This window comes from Streptomyces sp. NPDC051913 (assembly GCF_044593635.1).
GTDB lineage: Bacteria > Actinomycetota > Actinomycetes > Streptomycetales > Streptomycetaceae > Streptomyces.
Window position 1 is genome coordinate 465,670 of record NZ_JBIUCI010000002.1, and the last position, 16,435, is coordinate 482,104.

The 16,435-nt window shown below is 68.8% G+C and carries 11 protein-coding genes; 5 read left to right on the plus strand and 6 right to left on the minus strand.

All coding sequences use genetic code 11. From position 1 onward, the window contains the following. Positions 1-34 precede the first annotated feature (34 nt). From ACIHIX_RS07355 to ACIHIX_RS07380, 6 genes are all read right to left on the minus strand, one after another. Positions 35-1,627 carry a glycoside hydrolase family 43 protein gene (locus ACIHIX_RS07355; protein WP_399951073.1) on the minus strand — a complete coding sequence of 531 codons (1,593 nt, stop codon included), beginning with the start codon at positions 1,625-1,627 and terminating at the stop codon, positions 35-37. Next, on the minus strand, positions 1,624-2,535 hold the full coding sequence (locus ACIHIX_RS07360) for a carbohydrate ABC transporter permease (RefSeq protein ID WP_399951076.1): 912 nt from the start codon (positions 2,533-2,535) through the stop codon (positions 1,624-1,626). Before ACIHIX_RS07360 ends, ACIHIX_RS07355 begins: the two co-directional genes overlap by 4 nt. Beyond that, positions 2,535-3,419 (minus strand): carbohydrate ABC transporter permease, encoded by an 885-nt coding sequence (locus ACIHIX_RS07365; RefSeq protein ID WP_399951079.1) that lies wholly within the window; start codon positions 3,417-3,419, stop codon positions 2,535-2,537. Before ACIHIX_RS07365 ends, ACIHIX_RS07360 begins: the two co-directional genes overlap by 1 nt. 11 nt (positions 3,420-3,430) lie before the next feature. After that, positions 3,431-4,771 carry an ABC transporter substrate-binding protein gene (locus ACIHIX_RS07370; protein ID WP_399951082.1) on the minus strand — a complete coding sequence of 447 codons (1,341 nt, stop codon included), beginning with the start codon at positions 4,769-4,771 and terminating at the stop codon, positions 3,431-3,433. Between the two features lie 383 nt (positions 4,772-5,154). Beyond that, positions 5,155-6,243, minus strand: coding sequence for a LacI family DNA-binding transcriptional regulator (locus ACIHIX_RS07375; protein WP_399951085.1), 1,089 nt, complete (start codon positions 6,241-6,243; stop codon positions 5,155-5,157). A gap of 250 nt (positions 6,244-6,493) precedes the next feature. After that, complete coding sequence (locus ACIHIX_RS07380) at positions 6,494-7,507, minus strand: hydroxyacid dehydrogenase (protein WP_399951088.1); 1,014 nt, start codon at positions 7,505-7,507, stop codon at positions 6,494-6,496. 480 nt (positions 7,508-7,987) lie between these two features. Between ACIHIX_RS07380 and ACIHIX_RS07385 the strand changes: the two genes are divergently transcribed. The 5 genes from ACIHIX_RS07385 to ACIHIX_RS07405 are packed head-to-tail and all read left to right on the plus strand — an operon-like array spanning position 7,988 to position 16,428. Further along, positions 7,988-9,346 (plus strand): extracellular solute-binding protein, encoded by a 1,359-nt coding sequence (locus ACIHIX_RS07385; protein WP_399951091.1) that lies wholly within the window; start codon positions 7,988-7,990, stop codon positions 9,344-9,346. Beyond that, positions 9,343-10,335, plus strand: coding sequence for a carbohydrate ABC transporter permease (locus ACIHIX_RS07390; protein ID WP_399951093.1), 993 nt, complete (start codon positions 9,343-9,345; stop codon positions 10,333-10,335). The genes ACIHIX_RS07385 and ACIHIX_RS07390 overlap by 4 nt, the downstream gene beginning before the upstream one ends. After that, entirely contained in the window at positions 10,332-11,234 is a 903-nt protein-coding gene (locus ACIHIX_RS07395) for a carbohydrate ABC transporter permease (protein ID WP_399951096.1), read from the plus strand. Before ACIHIX_RS07390 ends, ACIHIX_RS07395 begins: the two co-directional genes overlap by 4 nt. A 44-nt stretch (positions 11,235-11,278) precedes the next feature. Next, a complete protein-coding gene (locus tag ACIHIX_RS07400; RefSeq protein ID WP_399951099.1) occupies positions 11,279-13,066 on the plus strand; it encodes a glycosyl hydrolase family 28 protein in 1,788 nt (595 codons plus the stop codon). A gap of 20 nt (positions 13,067-13,086) precedes the next feature. Beyond that, positions 13,087-16,428, plus strand: coding sequence for an alginate lyase family protein (locus ACIHIX_RS07405; RefSeq protein WP_399951102.1), 3,342 nt, complete (start codon positions 13,087-13,089; stop codon positions 16,426-16,428). The last annotated feature ends 7 nt before the right edge of the window (positions 16,429-16,435 follow it).

Below are 16,435 nucleotides of genomic sequence, written 5' to 3' on the forward strand. Positions count from 1 at the left end.
GTGCGGTCCGTGACTTTCGAAAGAGTGAACGCGCTTACTGTCCGTGGAAACTGAGCCGGAACCCGCCGAAGTCGGCCGTGAACGCCCCGTGCACCAGGTCCACGGCGTGGATGCCGGCCATCGCGCCGGTGAAGCGCAGTCTCGATCCGTGGTCGTCGGAGAGCTTGGTGAAGTCGAGCGGCGGTCCGATCGGCGTCCGCCCCTCGTCCGTGACGTACCAGAAGCGCGCGGCCCCGTCCTCGACACTCACCCCCAGCGTGACCGGCCGACCGGCGTCGACCTCGGCCAGGGACACCTGCCGGATGCCGTCCTCGTCCCGCTCCACGAGGCTGAGCACCGTACGCCCCGCCCCTCGCCACTGCTGACCGCGCTGCCCCTCACCCGCGGGCTCGGCCCAGGTCAGGTCGAGTGCCAGATACGCCTCGACGCTGTACCAGAGGACCAGCCCCGCCGCCTCGGTGAAACTGCGGGGCCGGGCCTCGACGGTGACCTCGGCCTCCGCGCGGTGCTCGGTGATCCGCCGGCCGAGCAGACTGTGCGCCCAGCGGGACTCCGGACCGTGCCGCCCCCGCAGCCGGATCCACCCCGGCCGGGCCTCGGCGTCCGCCCAGGACGGGTCGACGGCCTCGCGCAGAGCACTCCACGGCCACCCCAACGGCCCCTCGGCAGGCGCGTCTTGGACGACATGTTCCTTTGTCGGTACATCGACCTCGACCGCCGGATGATGCCCGCCGTGCCGCAGCCTGGGCCACCCGTCCTCGTCCCACACGACCGCCTGGACGGCCGTCTCCCGCCCCAGCGGGCAGCGCGGTCCGTCGGACGTCTGCAGCGGACGGGCCGCCAGGTGACTGAGGAACCACTCCCCGTCCGGCGTCTCCACCAGCTCGGCGTGCCCCGCCTTCTGCAACGGCACCGTCGGATCGTCGCGCGTCGTCAGCAGCGGCCGGTCGTCGAGTTCGTACGGCCCGGTGAGGGCGCGGCTGCGGGCGACGAGCACCCCGTGCTCGAAACCGGTGCCGCCCTCCGCGAGGACGAGGTAGTACCGGTCCCCGCGCCTCAGCAGCTTCGGCCCCTCCACGAGCCGCTCGTGCTGGAGCAGCAGCCGTGTCTCACCGACCGGGACCAGCGTCTCGCGGTCCAGCTCGGTCAGCACGATCCCGGCGAACCGCCGTCCGCCCGGCCGATGGTCGCTCTGCATGTTCAGCAGCCACAGCCGGCCGTCCTCGCCGTGGAAGAGTGCCGGGTCGAAGCCGTGGCTCGCGATCCGGCGCGGTGCCGTCCACGGGCCGGCCGCCGACACCGCCGTACTCACATAGGTGTCCAGATCGAAGTACGGCGTTCCGACCGAACGCACCACGGAGTACACGACCCAGAACCGTTCGCCGTCCCAGCTCAGCGAGGGCGCCCAGACGCCACCGGAGTCGGGCACTCCGGCGAGCGAGGAGCCCGGGACCGCGCCCCGGACGTGCCCGGCGTACTCCCAGTGGGCGAGATCGCGCGAGCGGTGGAGGGGCAAGGTCGGGAACCACTCGAAGGAACTGGTCGCCACGTAGTACCAGTCACCGACTCGTACCAGAGAGGGATCGGGGGCGAAGCCCCGGATGACCGGGTTGCGCAGGACGGTCACTTCAAGGCCCCCAGCGTCACGCCGGACCGCCAGTAGCGGCGCATCGCGACCATCATGATCGCCATCGGCACGATGGACAGCAGCGCCCCGGTCAGGACCAGGCTGGTCAGGTCGACGCCGGACTCCAGACGTTTGCCCGACCAGTTGTACAGGCCCAGGTTGAGGGTCCAGTTCTCCTCGCCGCGCAGCACGGTCAGCGGCAGGAAGAAGGCGTTCCAGGTGTTGACGAAGGCCAGCAGGAACACGGTCGCCCCGCCGGTCGTCATCATCCGCAGCACGATGCTGAAGAAGATCCGCAGCTCACCGGCGCCGTCGATCCGGGCCGCCTCCAGCAGCTCGTACGGGATGGTCGCCTCGGTGTAGACCTTCGCCAGATAGACGCTGAACGGGTTGATCAGACAGGGGATGAGCATCGCCCAGGGCGTGTCGACCAGCCCGATCTCCGAGAACAGCAGATACAGCGGCAGCGTGAGCAGCGCGATCGGGATCAGGAACGAGCCGACCACGCACGCGAACACCAGGTTGCGGCCCGGGAATTGGAACCGGGCCAGGCCGTACCCCGTCGCCAGCGCCAGCAGAGTTCCGCCCAGCGAACCGACCCCCGCGTACAGGAACGAGTTGGCCGTCCAGCGCAGGAAGATGCCGTCGTTGTACGTGAACAGCTGGTGCAGGTTGTCCCACAGATGCCAACCACCGGAGAACCAGAGGCCGTTGCTCTGATAGAGCCCCGTACGGTCCTTCGTGGAGGCGACGATCAGCCACCACACCGGGAACAGGCTGTACATGCTCGCGAGCACAAGGCCGACGAGCAGGAACCGCTGGCCGCCCCGCGAACGAGCGGCAGGATCAGGCCGGTTGAGCCGACGGACCTTGCCGGTCGCCTCGGCGCGCTCTTCGGTCATGGTCATCAGTCGACCTCCCTCGAAGTGAGCCGGTAGAAGAGGAAGGAGCCGACACCGAGGATCAGCGCGAGCAGCACCGACAGGGTCGCGGCGTAGTGGTAATTACCGGCGTTGAACGCCTGGTTGTAGATGATCATGATCGGGGTGAAGTTGTCGTCGACCGTCTGCGGAGTGATGTTCCGGAACAACGCGGGCTCGTTGAAGATCTGGAGCATCTGGATGATCGACAGCATCCCGGTGAGCACCAACGCGCCCCGCACGAACGGGATCTTGATGCTGCGCGCGATCCGCCACTCGGAGGCGCCGTCCAGCCGTGCCGCCTCGAAGAGCTCACGCGGCACGCCTTGCAGCGCGGAGTAGATGATCACCATGTTGTAGCCGATGCCGTGCCAGGTCAGCAGGTTGCCGATGGACGGCCACACCATGGACGGCGAGAAGAAGTTCCAGTGGAACCCGAAGAAGTCGCCGAGCGGCGTGAGCGGACCGACGTCCGGGCTGTACAGGTTGATCCACACGAGCGCGGCGACCACACCGGGGATCATGTACGGCACCAGCAGCAGAATCCGGAACCGGCCCGCGACCTTCGAGGTGACCGCGTCCAGGAGCAGCGCCAGCACCAGGCTGATCAGCAGCATCATCGGGATCTGCACACAGGCGAAGAGGACCACCCGCAGTACGGACCCCATGAACGCCGAATCGGTGAGCCCCTCCTCGTAGTTGTCGAGGCCGACGAACTTCTCGGTGGCGCCGCCGAGTCCCAGTCCGGACTGCTGCTCGTGATAGAGCGACTGATAGACGGCGTACCCGATGGGCAGCAGATACAGAAAGACGAACCCGAGCTGGAAGGGCACCGTGAACGCGGCACCCTTCCAGCGCTGTGAGCGAATCATGGATCGGTGCCTCAGCCCTTGACGCTGATACCGCGGGACTTCAGGTCCTTGACCGTCCACTCCTGCATATGGGCGAGGAGGTCGGTCACGGTCTGCTCCTTGCTGACCACCTTGGCCCAGCCTGCCTGCATCTCGGTGAACATGGCGGTCCAGTTCGGCCCGAAGGTCCAGTCGGTGGTGATGGTGGAGAGGCTGTCCTTCACGACGGTCTGCGCGGCGTCGTAGTTCTTCCCGAGCAGCTTCTCGGAGGTCGCCTCGGCGACGTAGGAGTCACTGTCCTTGAGCGCCGGGAACACACCGTTACCGGTTTCGGGACTGGCCATGGTCTTCACGGCCGCCGGGTCGGTGGACATCCACAGCGCGGCCTCGGCGGCCTGCTTCTGGTTCTCGCAACTCTTGGTCACCAGCGTCACGCTGCCGGTCAGGTTGGTGCCGGCGGGCGTCTTGGCGGCCTCACCGTCGAAGGTCGGCCAGGGCGCGAGCGCCCACTTGCCGAAGGACTTGGTGAAGTTCTGCACCATGCCGGCCTGCTGCCAGGTGGAGATCTGCCGCGTGGCGGTACCGCCGTTGTCGTAGTTCCGCTGCACGGCGGCGTAGTCCGCGAACGACAGCTTGGAGTTCAGATCGTTGTCGATGATCTCCTGGATGACCTTGGCGGCCTTCATCGTCCCGGCGTCCTGGAAGTCCACCTTCCAGGAGTTGCCGTCGATGGCGTACCAGTGCGCTCCGGCCTGCATGGCCAGCACCTCGAGCGTGCTGGGGTCTTCCCCCGCGTAGTTGGTGATCTTCACGCCGTGCTTCTTGAGCACCTTGCCCGCGGCGATGAACTCGTCCCACGTCGTGGGTGCCTTCAGCCCGTACTTCTCGAAGACGTCGGTGCGGTAGATCGTGAAGTTGGGCGAGGAGCTGGTGGGCACCCCGTACGACTTCCCCTGCACCTGCGCACTGGCCCAGGCCCCGTCGTTGAACTTCCCCTTCGCGGCGTCCACGTACTGCGAGATGTCCGCGAGCGCGTCCTGGGAGACCCAGCTGGTCACGTACTCGGCGGTGTTCTGCACCAGGCAGGGCGCGTTCCCCGCCTTCACCGCGTTCGTCAGCTGCTTCTGCATGGTCAGCTGGTCGGTGACCTTCGTGTACTTGAGCTTGATGTTCTTGTGCGAGGCGTTGAACGCCTTGACGACCGCGTCCTGGCCGTTGGCCCATCCCCAGAAGGGGAGGGTGACCGGACCCGACGCCCCTGAGGACCCGTCGTCTCCGGAGTCGGACCCGCCGCAGGCGGCGAGCAGACCTGTCAGGGCGACACCCGCGACAGCGACATGGGCGAACCTTCTCCGGGGGCTGGTGAAGTTCATCTGACCGTGTTCCTTCGGAAAGTAGGGCGTCTCGGAACGAGGACGGCGGCTCGGTGCGGGCCGGGAACGGCGGCCGGAAATCCGTCGGCTCGCGGTTGCGGGGGGTCGGCCAAGCGGAAGATGTAGTAAGCGGTTGCTGGGACGGTAGGACGAGGCATCTGTCCATAGCAAGAGGTGCGCGGAAATTTGTTACGCCGTTTTGTCGGTTGCGTAAGCCGGTCATGTGACGATCCCGGAGTCGCCTTGGCGGCTGTATGAGCAGGTCAAGAAGCCAATGGAGGACGCTGAACGACATCAGGCCGCCCCTGGGGACGGCCTGACCCTGCCACGAAAAAACCTTGAGAAAACGCTTACGAAACGTGCGCTTCCACGACCGTCTCGGTCTAGGTGCGCGGCGCGGGCGGCCGAACCGAGTTCCGTACGACGACATGGGTGCCCAGCACCAGATGATCGCCGTCGGTGCCCTTGCGGCGCCCTGAACCGCCCTCCCGCCGATCGGCGACGGCCCGCAGCGCGACCCGCCCCATCTCCTCGTACGGCACATGCACGGTGGTGAGTTGAGGAGTCAGCTGGGAGGCCAGCGGAATGTCGTCGTACCCCACGATGGACACGTCCTCCGGCACCCGCAGCCCCGCCGCACGCAACGCCTGCATGGCCCCGGCGGCGACCACGTCCGTGCCCGCGAGAACGGCGGTGAAGTCCGGCGTCTCGTGCAGCGCCGTCTCGACGGCCTCGTACCCGTGCTCGTAGTCGTACGGCCCATGCCGCACCAGCCCCGGATCGAACTCCACCCCGTACGCCTCGAACGCACGCCGCGCACCCTCCAACCGCCCCTGGGCGGTGGTCAGTTCGGCATGCCCGGGCAGCACCAGCACCCTTCGGTGCCCGGCGGACAACAGATGGCTGGCCATGGCGTAGGCGCCACCCTCGTTGTCGTAGTCGACGGTGGTGGCCGGGACGTCCCCCTCCAGCGGAGGCCGCCCCACCAGCACCAGATGCGACCCGGCCGCGTCCAGCGACCGGGCGAACCGGGCCATGCGCAGCTGGTACTCGTCGTAGTCATAGGCACCACCGAGCAGCACCACGGCCGCCACCCCCTGCTGACGCATGAGGTTGACCAGCGCGAGCTCGCGCTCGGGATCGTCCCCGGTGGTCCCCACCAGCGACAGCCAGCCCCGCAACGTGGCGGCGCCCTCGACTCCCTTGGCCACATGGGCGAAGGCGGCACCGGTGATGTTGTTGATGAGGATCGCCACGGTGGGGGTGCCCCCGCCCGCCAGGGACCGGGCATGAGCGTTGGTGACGTAGTCCAGGTCCCGGACCACCTTCATCACCCGGCGCCGCAGCTCCTCCGACACCGGATAGTTGCCCGACAGCACACGTGACACGCTGGCCACGGAAACACCCGCGCGCTCCGCGACGTCACGGATGGTGGCCCGTCCGGCGTCCCCGGACGCCTTGCGCTGACTCACCCTGCGGCTCCTTCATCGGTCCCGTAAAGCCTGCCTGGCCGGCCCCTGTCGAGCACCGGCACGGAAAACCGTATCCCATGGTTTCCACTTGTTTCCCAGCGGTGAGCGGGGCCCTCCCACGGCTGCGCCAGGCCCTCCCACGGTGCGTCAAGCTCCACAAACCCACGGCACATGCCCACCGACAGCCACGGTCTGCGGGCCACCGGCCGCGAAAGAGCCAGACAGCCGAACGCCATGACCCAAGCCCCGCTCAAGCCACCCGCGCCAAATCCGCCCGCCGCACCTCATGCACCACCGCCACCCCCGCTCCCAGCCGCTCCAGCTCCTCCACCACGATCCGCCCGAGCCGCTCCAGCTCGTTCCCGAGCGACCCGGCGATGTGCGGGGTGAGAAAGACGTTCGGCAGCCGGTACAACGGCGATCCCGCCGGCAGCGGCTCGGGCTCGGTCACGTCGAGCACCGCGTGCAGCCGCCCCGACACCAGCTCGTCCGCCAGCGCGTCCGGGTCGACCAGCGCCCCCCGGGAGGTGTTGATGAGCACCCCGCCGTCCCGGATGAGCGCCAGTCGCTCCCCGTCCAGCATCCGGTACGTCTCCGGAATGTCCGGCGCGTGCAGGCTCACGATGTCGCTGTGCCGCAACAGGTCCTCCAGCGACACGAGTTGAGCCCCGAGCGCCGCGGCGTCCCCGGCGCTGACATACGGGTCGTGCAGCAGCACCGTGAAGTCGAACGGCCGGAGCAGCTCCAGCAGTCGCCGTCCCACCCGTGAGGCCCCGATGACTCCGATCCGCCGCCCCACGTTCCCGGTGCGGGCGGTCTCGGTCGGTGTCGGGTACGCGTGGGTGGTCCGGAACCGCTCGCGGTGGGTGAAGGTGTCCTTCCCGGCGAGCAGGATCATCGCGAGGGTGTACTCGGCGACGGGGAGGGCGTTGCCGGTGACGGCGCTGGAAACGGTGATCCCGCGTTCCCACAGGGCGTCGCCGACGAGGGAGCGCACGGAGCCGGCGGCGTGCAGGACGGTGCGCAGCCGGGGGGCGGCGGCGAGGACGTCGGCGTCGAGGGGCGGGCAGCCCCAGCCGGTGACGAGGACCTCGGCCCGGGCCAGCGCGTCGACGGCCACCGGGTCGGTGAAGTCCTGGACGACGAGGGCGGGGTCGAGGTCGGCGGCCTGGTGGAGCCGGTGCATGAGCGGCGGGGGGAACAGCAGGGGGAGGTGTACCGGATCCATCGCGAACACGGCCCGCGGCAGCTGGGGGCTGGGCATGAGTCTCCTGACACGCTGAGTGGAAACAGTTTCAGAAAGCGCCTTCTACCGTAGATCTGCCGAGAAGCGGTGGTCAATCGTCGGGGTGGAGCCGCTGGTCCCCGACTTGATCCGTGCTGACCTCGCGCATTCGCGGCACCCGGCACACCCTCGGACGCCGCGCCTCGTCGAAACCTGTTTCCGCGTCTCCCGCTGTCGTGGGCCTCTGCCGAAGAAGCCCCTGGTGGAGAGCCCGCCATCGGTCGGCGCCAGGACAACCGGTTGCTCAACTGGCCCCGGATCGCGTGGCCCGCTGACCCCCCTCGCCCCCGCCCTCACAGTTTTCGAAAGTTCGTCATGCCCCTTGACGTGCCGTGCGTCCGGGTTGAAGCTCCCACCACCGCCGTAGAAACCGGTTGCCGAAACTTCGCACGCCGCGTCCCACCCTTCCCCGGAGCGTGCGCACATCCCCGTCCCCTCGTCGAAGAGAGTGGGTAGTTCATGCACACCGATGCCACCCGGGCCGGTGTTCCGTTGGATCGTCGCCGCTTCCTCGCGCTGTCGGCGGGCGGTGCCATGGCCGGTGCGGCGGCGTTGAGCGGCTGCGCGATGCAGGTGTCGAGCGGCGTCAGCGGCTCGGGCGAGACCGTCACGGCGATGGTCAACTCCGGCGACATCCTGCCGGAGCAGATCCAGCAGGCGAAGAAGGCCCTCGGCATCAAGATCGTCCTGGTGAAGTACGACATCACCAAGCTGATCGCGATGCTCACCAGTGGCAATCCACCTGACCTGGTGCGCGGTGTGGGCGCCGTGGACCTGCCGTTCTTCGCGGGCCGCGACGTGGTCGAGAACCTGGACCCGTACTTCGCCCGCAGCGGCGTCCTCAAGCTCGACGACCTCGACCCCGTCAACGACCTGTGGCGGTACGACGGCCGCACCCAGGGCAAGGGCCCGCGCTACGGCATGGCGAAGGACTTCTCCCAGGACTCCATGTACTGGTACAACACCGCGACCTTCGACAAGGGCGGGCTCGACTACCCGTCGCAGACCGAGCCGGTCACGTACGAGGAGTGGCTGGACGACGCCAGACGCCTCGTGCAGCGCAAGAACGGCCAGACCACCGTCTTCGGCGGCAGTTTCAACGGTCTGACCCGGGCCACACTCCTGGCGACCATGACCGCGTCCGCCGGCGGCAGCCTCTTCAACGACGACTTCTCCCGGGTCGACTTCACCACTCCCGAGGCCCGCAAGGCACTGACCTGGTACGTGGACTACGCCAAGACCAAGGTGGGGCCGAGCCTCATCCAGCCCGACCCCAACGGCTGGGACGGTCCCACCTACCAGGCCGGCCGGATGGCCATGTCGAACTCCGGCTACTGGTTGGGCGGCATGATCTACCCCGACAAGAAGCTGGCGCGGGTGTCCCGGCTGGCGCCCGCCCCCCTCTTCGCCGGCGGCCGGCGGATCAGCGCCTGCCAGGGCGGCACCGGTCTGTGGATGCCGCGCGGCGCGCGGAACAAGGACGCCGCCTGGCGTGTCTTCGAGTGGTTCTTCGGCGAGGAGCCGGCCAAGGCGCGCGCCTCCGGCGGCTGGGGCATCCCGACCCTCAAGTCCCTGCGTTCCTTGATGCCCGCTCAGGAGGAGTATCAGAAACGGGTGTTGAGGGTGCAGGAGGAGGAGCTGAAGCATTTCTCGGTGGTCTCGTTCACTCCCTACTCCCGGGCGGACGCGATCGACGCCCTCTTCAACCAGATCGCCCCCGCCGCGATGAACGGCCAGATGTCCGTCGACACCCTCGCCGGGCGCCTGAACTCGGCCATCAACGAGCAGCTCAAGCGCGGTAAGGAGCAGGTGGGATGACGGTCGATCAACTCTCCTCCCGTACGGACCGGCTCGCGACTGGACGTGCTCGTCCCACGGGCGCCCGCCCCCGCACCTCCATGACGACGCGCCGGCACCGCGCGTTCTATCTGTTCACCTCGCCCTGGATCATCGGCTTCCTGCTGCTGACCGTGACGCCGATGGCGTACGCGCTGTGGCTCAGCTTCACCACGTTCGACGGCATCTCGCCCAACTGGAGGTACGTGGGGCTCGGCAACTACCGTGAGCTGCTGAGCGATCCGGTCACCTGGGACTCGCTGGGCCGCGCCGGGCTGTTCGCGGTGACGTCGGTGCCGCTGTCGATCCTCGCGGGCCTCGGTCTCGCCGTCCTGGTCAACCGGCCCCTCAAGGCGCGCGGCCTGTTCCGTACGCTGCTCTATCTGCCCGCCGTGGTGCCACCGGTCGGCGCGGGTCTCGCCTTCAAGCTGCTCTTCGACCAGAACTCCGGCGCCTCCAACGGGGTGCTGACCTTCTTCGGCGTCGACGCCGTGCCCTGGCTCGCCGACCCCTACGCCCGGTACGTGCTGTTGATGACCGTGCTGTGGGCCGCCGGAAACGTCATGATCATCTCGCTGGCCGGGCTCCAGGACGTCCCGAGGGAACTCCACGAGGCGGCCCGGATCGACGGGGCGGGCTCCTGGCGGACGTTCCGCAGCATCACCGTGCCACTGCTGTCGCCGGTCCTGCTGTTCCAGACGGTGACCGGGATGATCGCCTCGGTGCAGACCATCATGCCGCTGCTGCTGGCCCCGCTAGGTGACACGAGCGGCATCACCACCGTCCCGCAGTCCAACTACCTCTACATGATGCATGTGTTCGCGCAGTACTTCGCGCTCGGCCGGTACGGCTACGCCTCCGCGCTGCTGTGGGTGCTCTTCGTCCTGATCCTCGTCGTGACCGGACTCATCTTCAAGTTCACGTCCGGCGCCGTGTTCTACACCGTCGACCCGGAGGCGAAGAAGAAGTGACCGCCACGATCCTGCCGCCCGAGTCCAAGTCGAGGTCCTCCCAGCCGGCCACGTCCACCCCGCCCGGTGCGCGGGTCCGGGTGCGGGCCAGGCGCCTCGCCCTCTACACGGTGCTGGTCTCCGTCACCGGGCTGTTCCTCGGCCCGTTCGGGTGGCTGATCCTCTCCGGCCTGAAAACACAGGGGGAGTTGGCCGCCTCGCCGGTGCACTGGCTGCCGGACTCCTTCCAGTGGCACAACTTCGCGGACGCCTTCACCGACATCGACTTCCTCGGTTACGCCCGCAACTCCCTGGTCATCGCCCTGATCTACGCCACCCTCGTCACCCTCAGCTCCGCCTGGGTCGGGTTCGGTTTCGCCCGCCTCGACGCGCCCGGCAAGAAGGTGCTGTTCGGGGTGCTGCTCGGCTCGATGATGCTGCCGCAGATGGTCACCCTGCTGCCCACCTACCTGATCTTCGCCAAGCTCGGCATGGTCGACACGTACTGGCCGTGGGTGCTGTGGGGGCTGTCCGCGGCACCGTATCTGGTCTTCCTCTTCCGGCAGTTCTTCGCGGGCATGCCACGGGAGCTGGAGGAGGCGGCCATCGTCGACGGCTGCGGTTACACCTCGATCTTCTGGCGGATCTTCCTGCCGCAGTCGTGGCCCGTGCTGTCCGCGAGCTTCATCATCGCCTTCACCTGGACCTGGGGCGACTACATCGCCCCGCAGCTACTGCTGTCGACCGACCGCACCACGCTCGCCGTCGCCGTGATGACCGCCTATGTCAACGAGGGCGGCACGCCCGTGCCCGAACTCCAGGCCGCCGCCTCGGTGATGTACGTCGTCCCGATCCTGCTGATCTTCCTCATCGCCCAGCGCGGCTTCGTCACCGGTATGTCCACCAGTGGCCTCAAGTGACCTTCCGTATCCCTCATCTCCCCGCTTACTGAAGGAACTTCTCCATGAACGACACCCAGAGCACCGGTCTGTCCAGGCGCACCGTCCTCCAGGCCGTCGGCGCCACCGCCGCCGCGTACTCCGTGCTGGGCGCCACGGCCGGCACGGCGAGAGCGGACGAGGCGACGTCCTCCTCCGCCGACAGGATAGTGACGTACCCCATCCCGAGCGGCGTCCCGACCAACACGAGCTTCAGCGTCAAGGCCCGTACGGCGGGCGGCGACTGGCAGACCGTCCCGGTCCACCGCGCCCGCGCGAAGTGGATCAACGCGGACACCGGCAGCGGCCCGGTCTACAACTCCTCCGTCGCCACCTTCGACTTCCGGGGCGCCGTCGAGGTCGCGGTCACCTCCGCCAAGGGCACCATCGCGTCGGCGAAGGTGCGCCCGCTGTCGTACGACACCCAGTACGCGGTGTCCGGCGACACGGTGACCTTCACCCTCACCGAGCCGCGCAACCTCTCCATCGAGATCAACGGCGAGATCTTCGACAACCTCCAGCTGCACGCCAACCCGATCGAGACGCATGTCCCCGAGGCGGACGACCCCGATGTCATCTACTTCGGCCCCGGTCTGCACACCACCACCGACAACGTGCTGAAGGTGCCGAGCGGCAAGACGGTCTACCTGGCCGGCGGTGCCGTGCTCACCTCCCGGGTGGAGTTCGTCGACGTGGAGAACGCGCGGCTGATCGGCCGCGGGGTGCTCTACAACTCGCCCAGCGGTGTGCTGGTGCAGTACGCGAGGAACATCGAGATCGACGGCATCCTCGTCCTCAACCCGAGCAGCGGCTACTCGGTCACCGTCGGCCAGTCGAAGCAGGTCACCATCCGCGACCTGCACTCCTACAGCGCCGGCCAGTGGGGCGACGGCATCGACATCTTCTCCAGCGAGGACGTCCTCATCGACGGCGTGTGGATGCGCAACTCCGACGACTGCATCGCGATCTACACCCACCGCTGGGACTACTACGGCGACGTCCGCAACATCACCGTCCGCAACTCCACCCTCTGGGCGGACGTCGCCCACCCGATCAACGTCGGCACGCACGGCAACAGCGACGCGCCGGAGACCATCGAGAACCTGGTCTTCAGCAACATCGACATCCTCGACCACCGTGAACCGCAGATGGACTACCAGGGCTGCATCGCCCTCAACCCCGGCGACAGCAACCTGCTGCGGAACGCCCGCTTCCAGGACATCCGGGTGGAGGACTTCCGCTGGGGCCAGCTGATCAACATGCGGGTCATGTACAACACGAAGTACAACACCTCGATCGGCCGCGGCATCGACGGCGTGTACATCAAGAACCTGTCGTACAACGGCACCCACGCCAACCCGTCGGTCATGGTCGGCTACGACGCGGACCACGCGATCAAGAACGTGACCTTCCAGAACCTGGTCATCAACGGCAAGGCCATCGCCAACGGGATGAAGAAGCCGGGCTGGTACCGGTTCGAGGACATGATGCCGGCGTACGCCAACGAGCACGTGGTGAACACCCGGTTCCTCAACTCCACCGAGGCCACCTCCTCCGACAAGCCGACGATCACCAGCCCGGAGAAGGCCACCGCCACCAAGAACCAGGTCTTCAACTACCTGATCACGGCCGACAACCTGCCCACCTCCTTCGCCGCGGAGGGCCTGCCGAAGGGCCTGTCGATCGACACGGCCACCGGTCTGATCTCCGGCAAGGTCCGGGACAACGTGGGCGGTTGCTCCGCCACCGTCTCCGCGACCAACAGCGTCGGGACCACCACGCAGACCGTCACGTTCACCGTCGAGCACCCGTGACCCGGGAGCAGCGAACCACCATGGAGTCACCCGTGTTCCCGCTCAGCCGACGCACCTTCCTCGGTGCGACGGGCCTGGTGGCCGCGGCCGCGGGCGGACTGCTGTCCGCCGCCGCCACGGCGGCCCGGGCCCAGGACACCGCTCTCACCTCCCGTGCCTTCACCCACCCCGGGCTGCTGCACAGCGCCGCCGATCTCGCCCGGATGAAGGCCGCGATCGACGCCCGGGAATCCCCGATCCACGACGGCTACCTGGTGTTCTCCGCGCACGCCCGCTCGAAGTCGACGTACACGATCCAGAACACCGGCCAGATCACCTCCTGGGGCCGCGGGCCCACCAACTTCATGAACCAGGCCGTCGCCGACTCGGCCGCCGCCTACCAGAACGCCCTCATGTGGACCGTCACCGGCAACCGGGCCAACGCGGACAAGGCCCGGGACATCCTCAACGCCTGGTCGTCCTCCCTGACCATGGTCACCGGCGCCGACGGCCCGCTCGGCGCGGGACTTCAGGCCTTCAAGTTCGTCAACGCGGCCGAACTGCTGCGCCACACCGGCTACGACGGCTGGAGCGCCGCCGACATCGCGCGCTGCGAGGCGTCCTTCCTCGACGTCTGGTATCCGGCGATCTCCGGCTACATGCTCTACGCCAACGGGAACTGGGACCTGACGGCCATTCAGTCCATCCTGGCCATCGGCGTGTTCTGCGAGGAGCGCACCCTCTTCGAGGACGCGCTGCGGTTCGTGGCGGCGGGCGCGGGCAACGGCAGCGTCCGCAACCGGGTCGTCACCGACCCCGGCCAGGGGCAGGAGTCCGGCCGCGACCAGGGGCACGAGCAGCTCGCCGTAGGCCTGATGGGCGACGCCGCACAGGTCGCCTGGAACCAGGGCGTCGACCTGTGGGGCTACGACGACCACCGCATCCTCGCCAACGCCGAGTACGCGGCGCGATACAACCTCGGCGGCGACGTCCCCTTCACCCCCGACCTCGACCGCACCGGCAAGTACATCAAGACGACCGTCTCCGACAAGGTGCGCGGCACGCTGCCGCCGATCTACGAGATGTACTACGCCCACTACGCCGGCGTCCGCGGCCTGGACGCCCCGTACACCGAGGCGGCCGTCTTCCGCGGCACGGCCGGCGCCCGCGTCGTCGAGGGCGGCAACGACGACCTGCCCAGCTTCGGCACCTTCGCCTACGCGGGCACCGAGGCCCCGTCCCCGACCGCGCCGACGGCACCGGCGGGCGTCACGGCACTGGGCGACGGCAAGAGCGTCACCGTGTCCTGGCTGCCGTCCGCGTGGGCCGCGACCTACACCGTCCGCCGGGCGAGCCGCCCCGAGGGACCGTACGAGGAGATCGCGGCGGCCGTCGAGGGGACGACCTACAAGGACGACGGCGCGCATGGCGGTCGTGTCCACTACTACACCGTCACCGCCGCCAACTCCCTTGGGAACAGTGCCGGTTCGCCTCTCGCCGCGGCCTCCGCCGGACTGCCCGAACCCTGGGCAACGCGGGACGTCGGCGAGGTGAGGATCCCCGGCGCCGCCGCCTTCGACGGTGAGCGGTTCGTGCTGGAGGCGTCCGGGACCGCCGACACCTACCGGCTCGCCCACCTCCCGCTGCCGGGCGACGGCACGGTCACCGCGCGGATCGTGTTCCCGCTCAGCTCCCAGTACTCCAAGATCGGCGTCACCCTCCGCGCCTCCCTCGACGCGGACGCCGCGCACGCCTCGATGCTGATCCAGGGGCTGCCACTGCACACCTGGAGCGGGGTGTGGAGCGTACGGCCCCGGGCGGGGTCGGCGATCTCGGCGACCGGCGGCACCCCCGTGCCGCCCTCCCAACTGGATGCCCTCACCGTCAACGCGTCCTTCCCGATCTCCGGCCTCGGCGCCCTGCCCGAGTCGGCGACCCCCCTGGAGGCCCCGTACGTCGAGGGCGCGGGCGACGGCTACCGGCTGCGAGCCCCCTACTGGGTCCGCGTGACGCGCAAGGGCCGCACCTGCACCGGGTCGATCTCCCCGGACGGCATCCGCTGGAGCGAAGTCGGCTCCACCGAAGTCGAGTTGGGCCGCACCGCCTACGCGGGTCTCGCCCTCACCTCCTGTCTCGGCGTCGACACGGAGTACGCCGAGACCGGCACCGGCGCCTTCGACCACGTCACCGTCGTCTCCCGGACGGCGGGCGAAGTGTGGTCCACGCCCCGCCCCAGGCGCGCCGCCGCCGATCTGCGCGCCACCGCCGGTGCCGACGCCGTCCGCCTGACCTGGACCGACCCGGATCTCTCGGCCCGCTACAAGGTGCTGCGCGCCACCGCGGCCGACGGCCCCTTCGAGACGATCTCGACCTGTGTCGCCCCCGTCGGCTTCGGCGCCCGCCTGCGGTACACGGACGCCACCGGCACCCCGGGGACGACGTACCACTACGCCGTCGCCAAGACCAACAGCGCGGGCCGCGGCCCCCTTTCGGAGGTCGCCGCCGCGGCGATGCCGACGCCCGCCGCTCCCCGACTCACCTCAGCCACGACGGCTTTCGCGAACAAGGGGGACGCCTTCCGGCACCTGCTGCGCGGCTCGCACGATCCCGTACGGTTCACCGCCGACGGCCTCCCGGCCGGCCTGCGTCTCGACCAGCGCACCGGCCTGATCCACGGAACGCCCACGGAGACCGGCGAGTTCACGGTCACCAGCACCGCCGGCAACGCCTCCGGTGACGGCACCGGTACCCTCGCCCTCACCGTCGGCACACCCCCGCCCGCCCCCTGGACCTACGGCGACCTGGGCGACCCGGTCCTCGACGACCGCGCCTTCGGCACCCTCGGGGTGGCGGCGGTCGTGACCCCGGGCAGCACCTCCTACGCCGACGGCACCTTCACCGTCCGCGGCGCGGGCACCGACCTCACCGTCAACAGCCAAGGGATGACGGGCCAGTTCGTACGCCGACCCGTCACCGGTGACTGCGAGGTCACCGCCCGGCTCGTCTCCCGCGGCGGCGCCACCGCCGACCGGGTCGGACTGCTCATGGCCAAGTCCCTGTCGCCGTTCGACCAGGCGGCCGGGGCGATCGTCACCGGCGGCACCACCGCGCAGCTGATGCTGCGCAAGACCGTCGCCGGAGGCTCCGTCTTCTCCGGCACCACCACCGTCCCCCTGCCCCTGCTGCTACGGCTGAAGCGCACCGGGACCGCCTTCGCCGCAGCGGTGTCCACCGATGACGGCGCCACCTGGACCGACCTCGCCGCAGGCGAGATCCCCGGCTTCGGTGACGCCCCCTTCCACGTGGGCCTCGTGGTCTGCTCCCGCAGCCCGCTGGTCCGCTGCACCACCGAGTTCGAAGAGGTGATCGTCACCTCTCTCTAGATCCCCC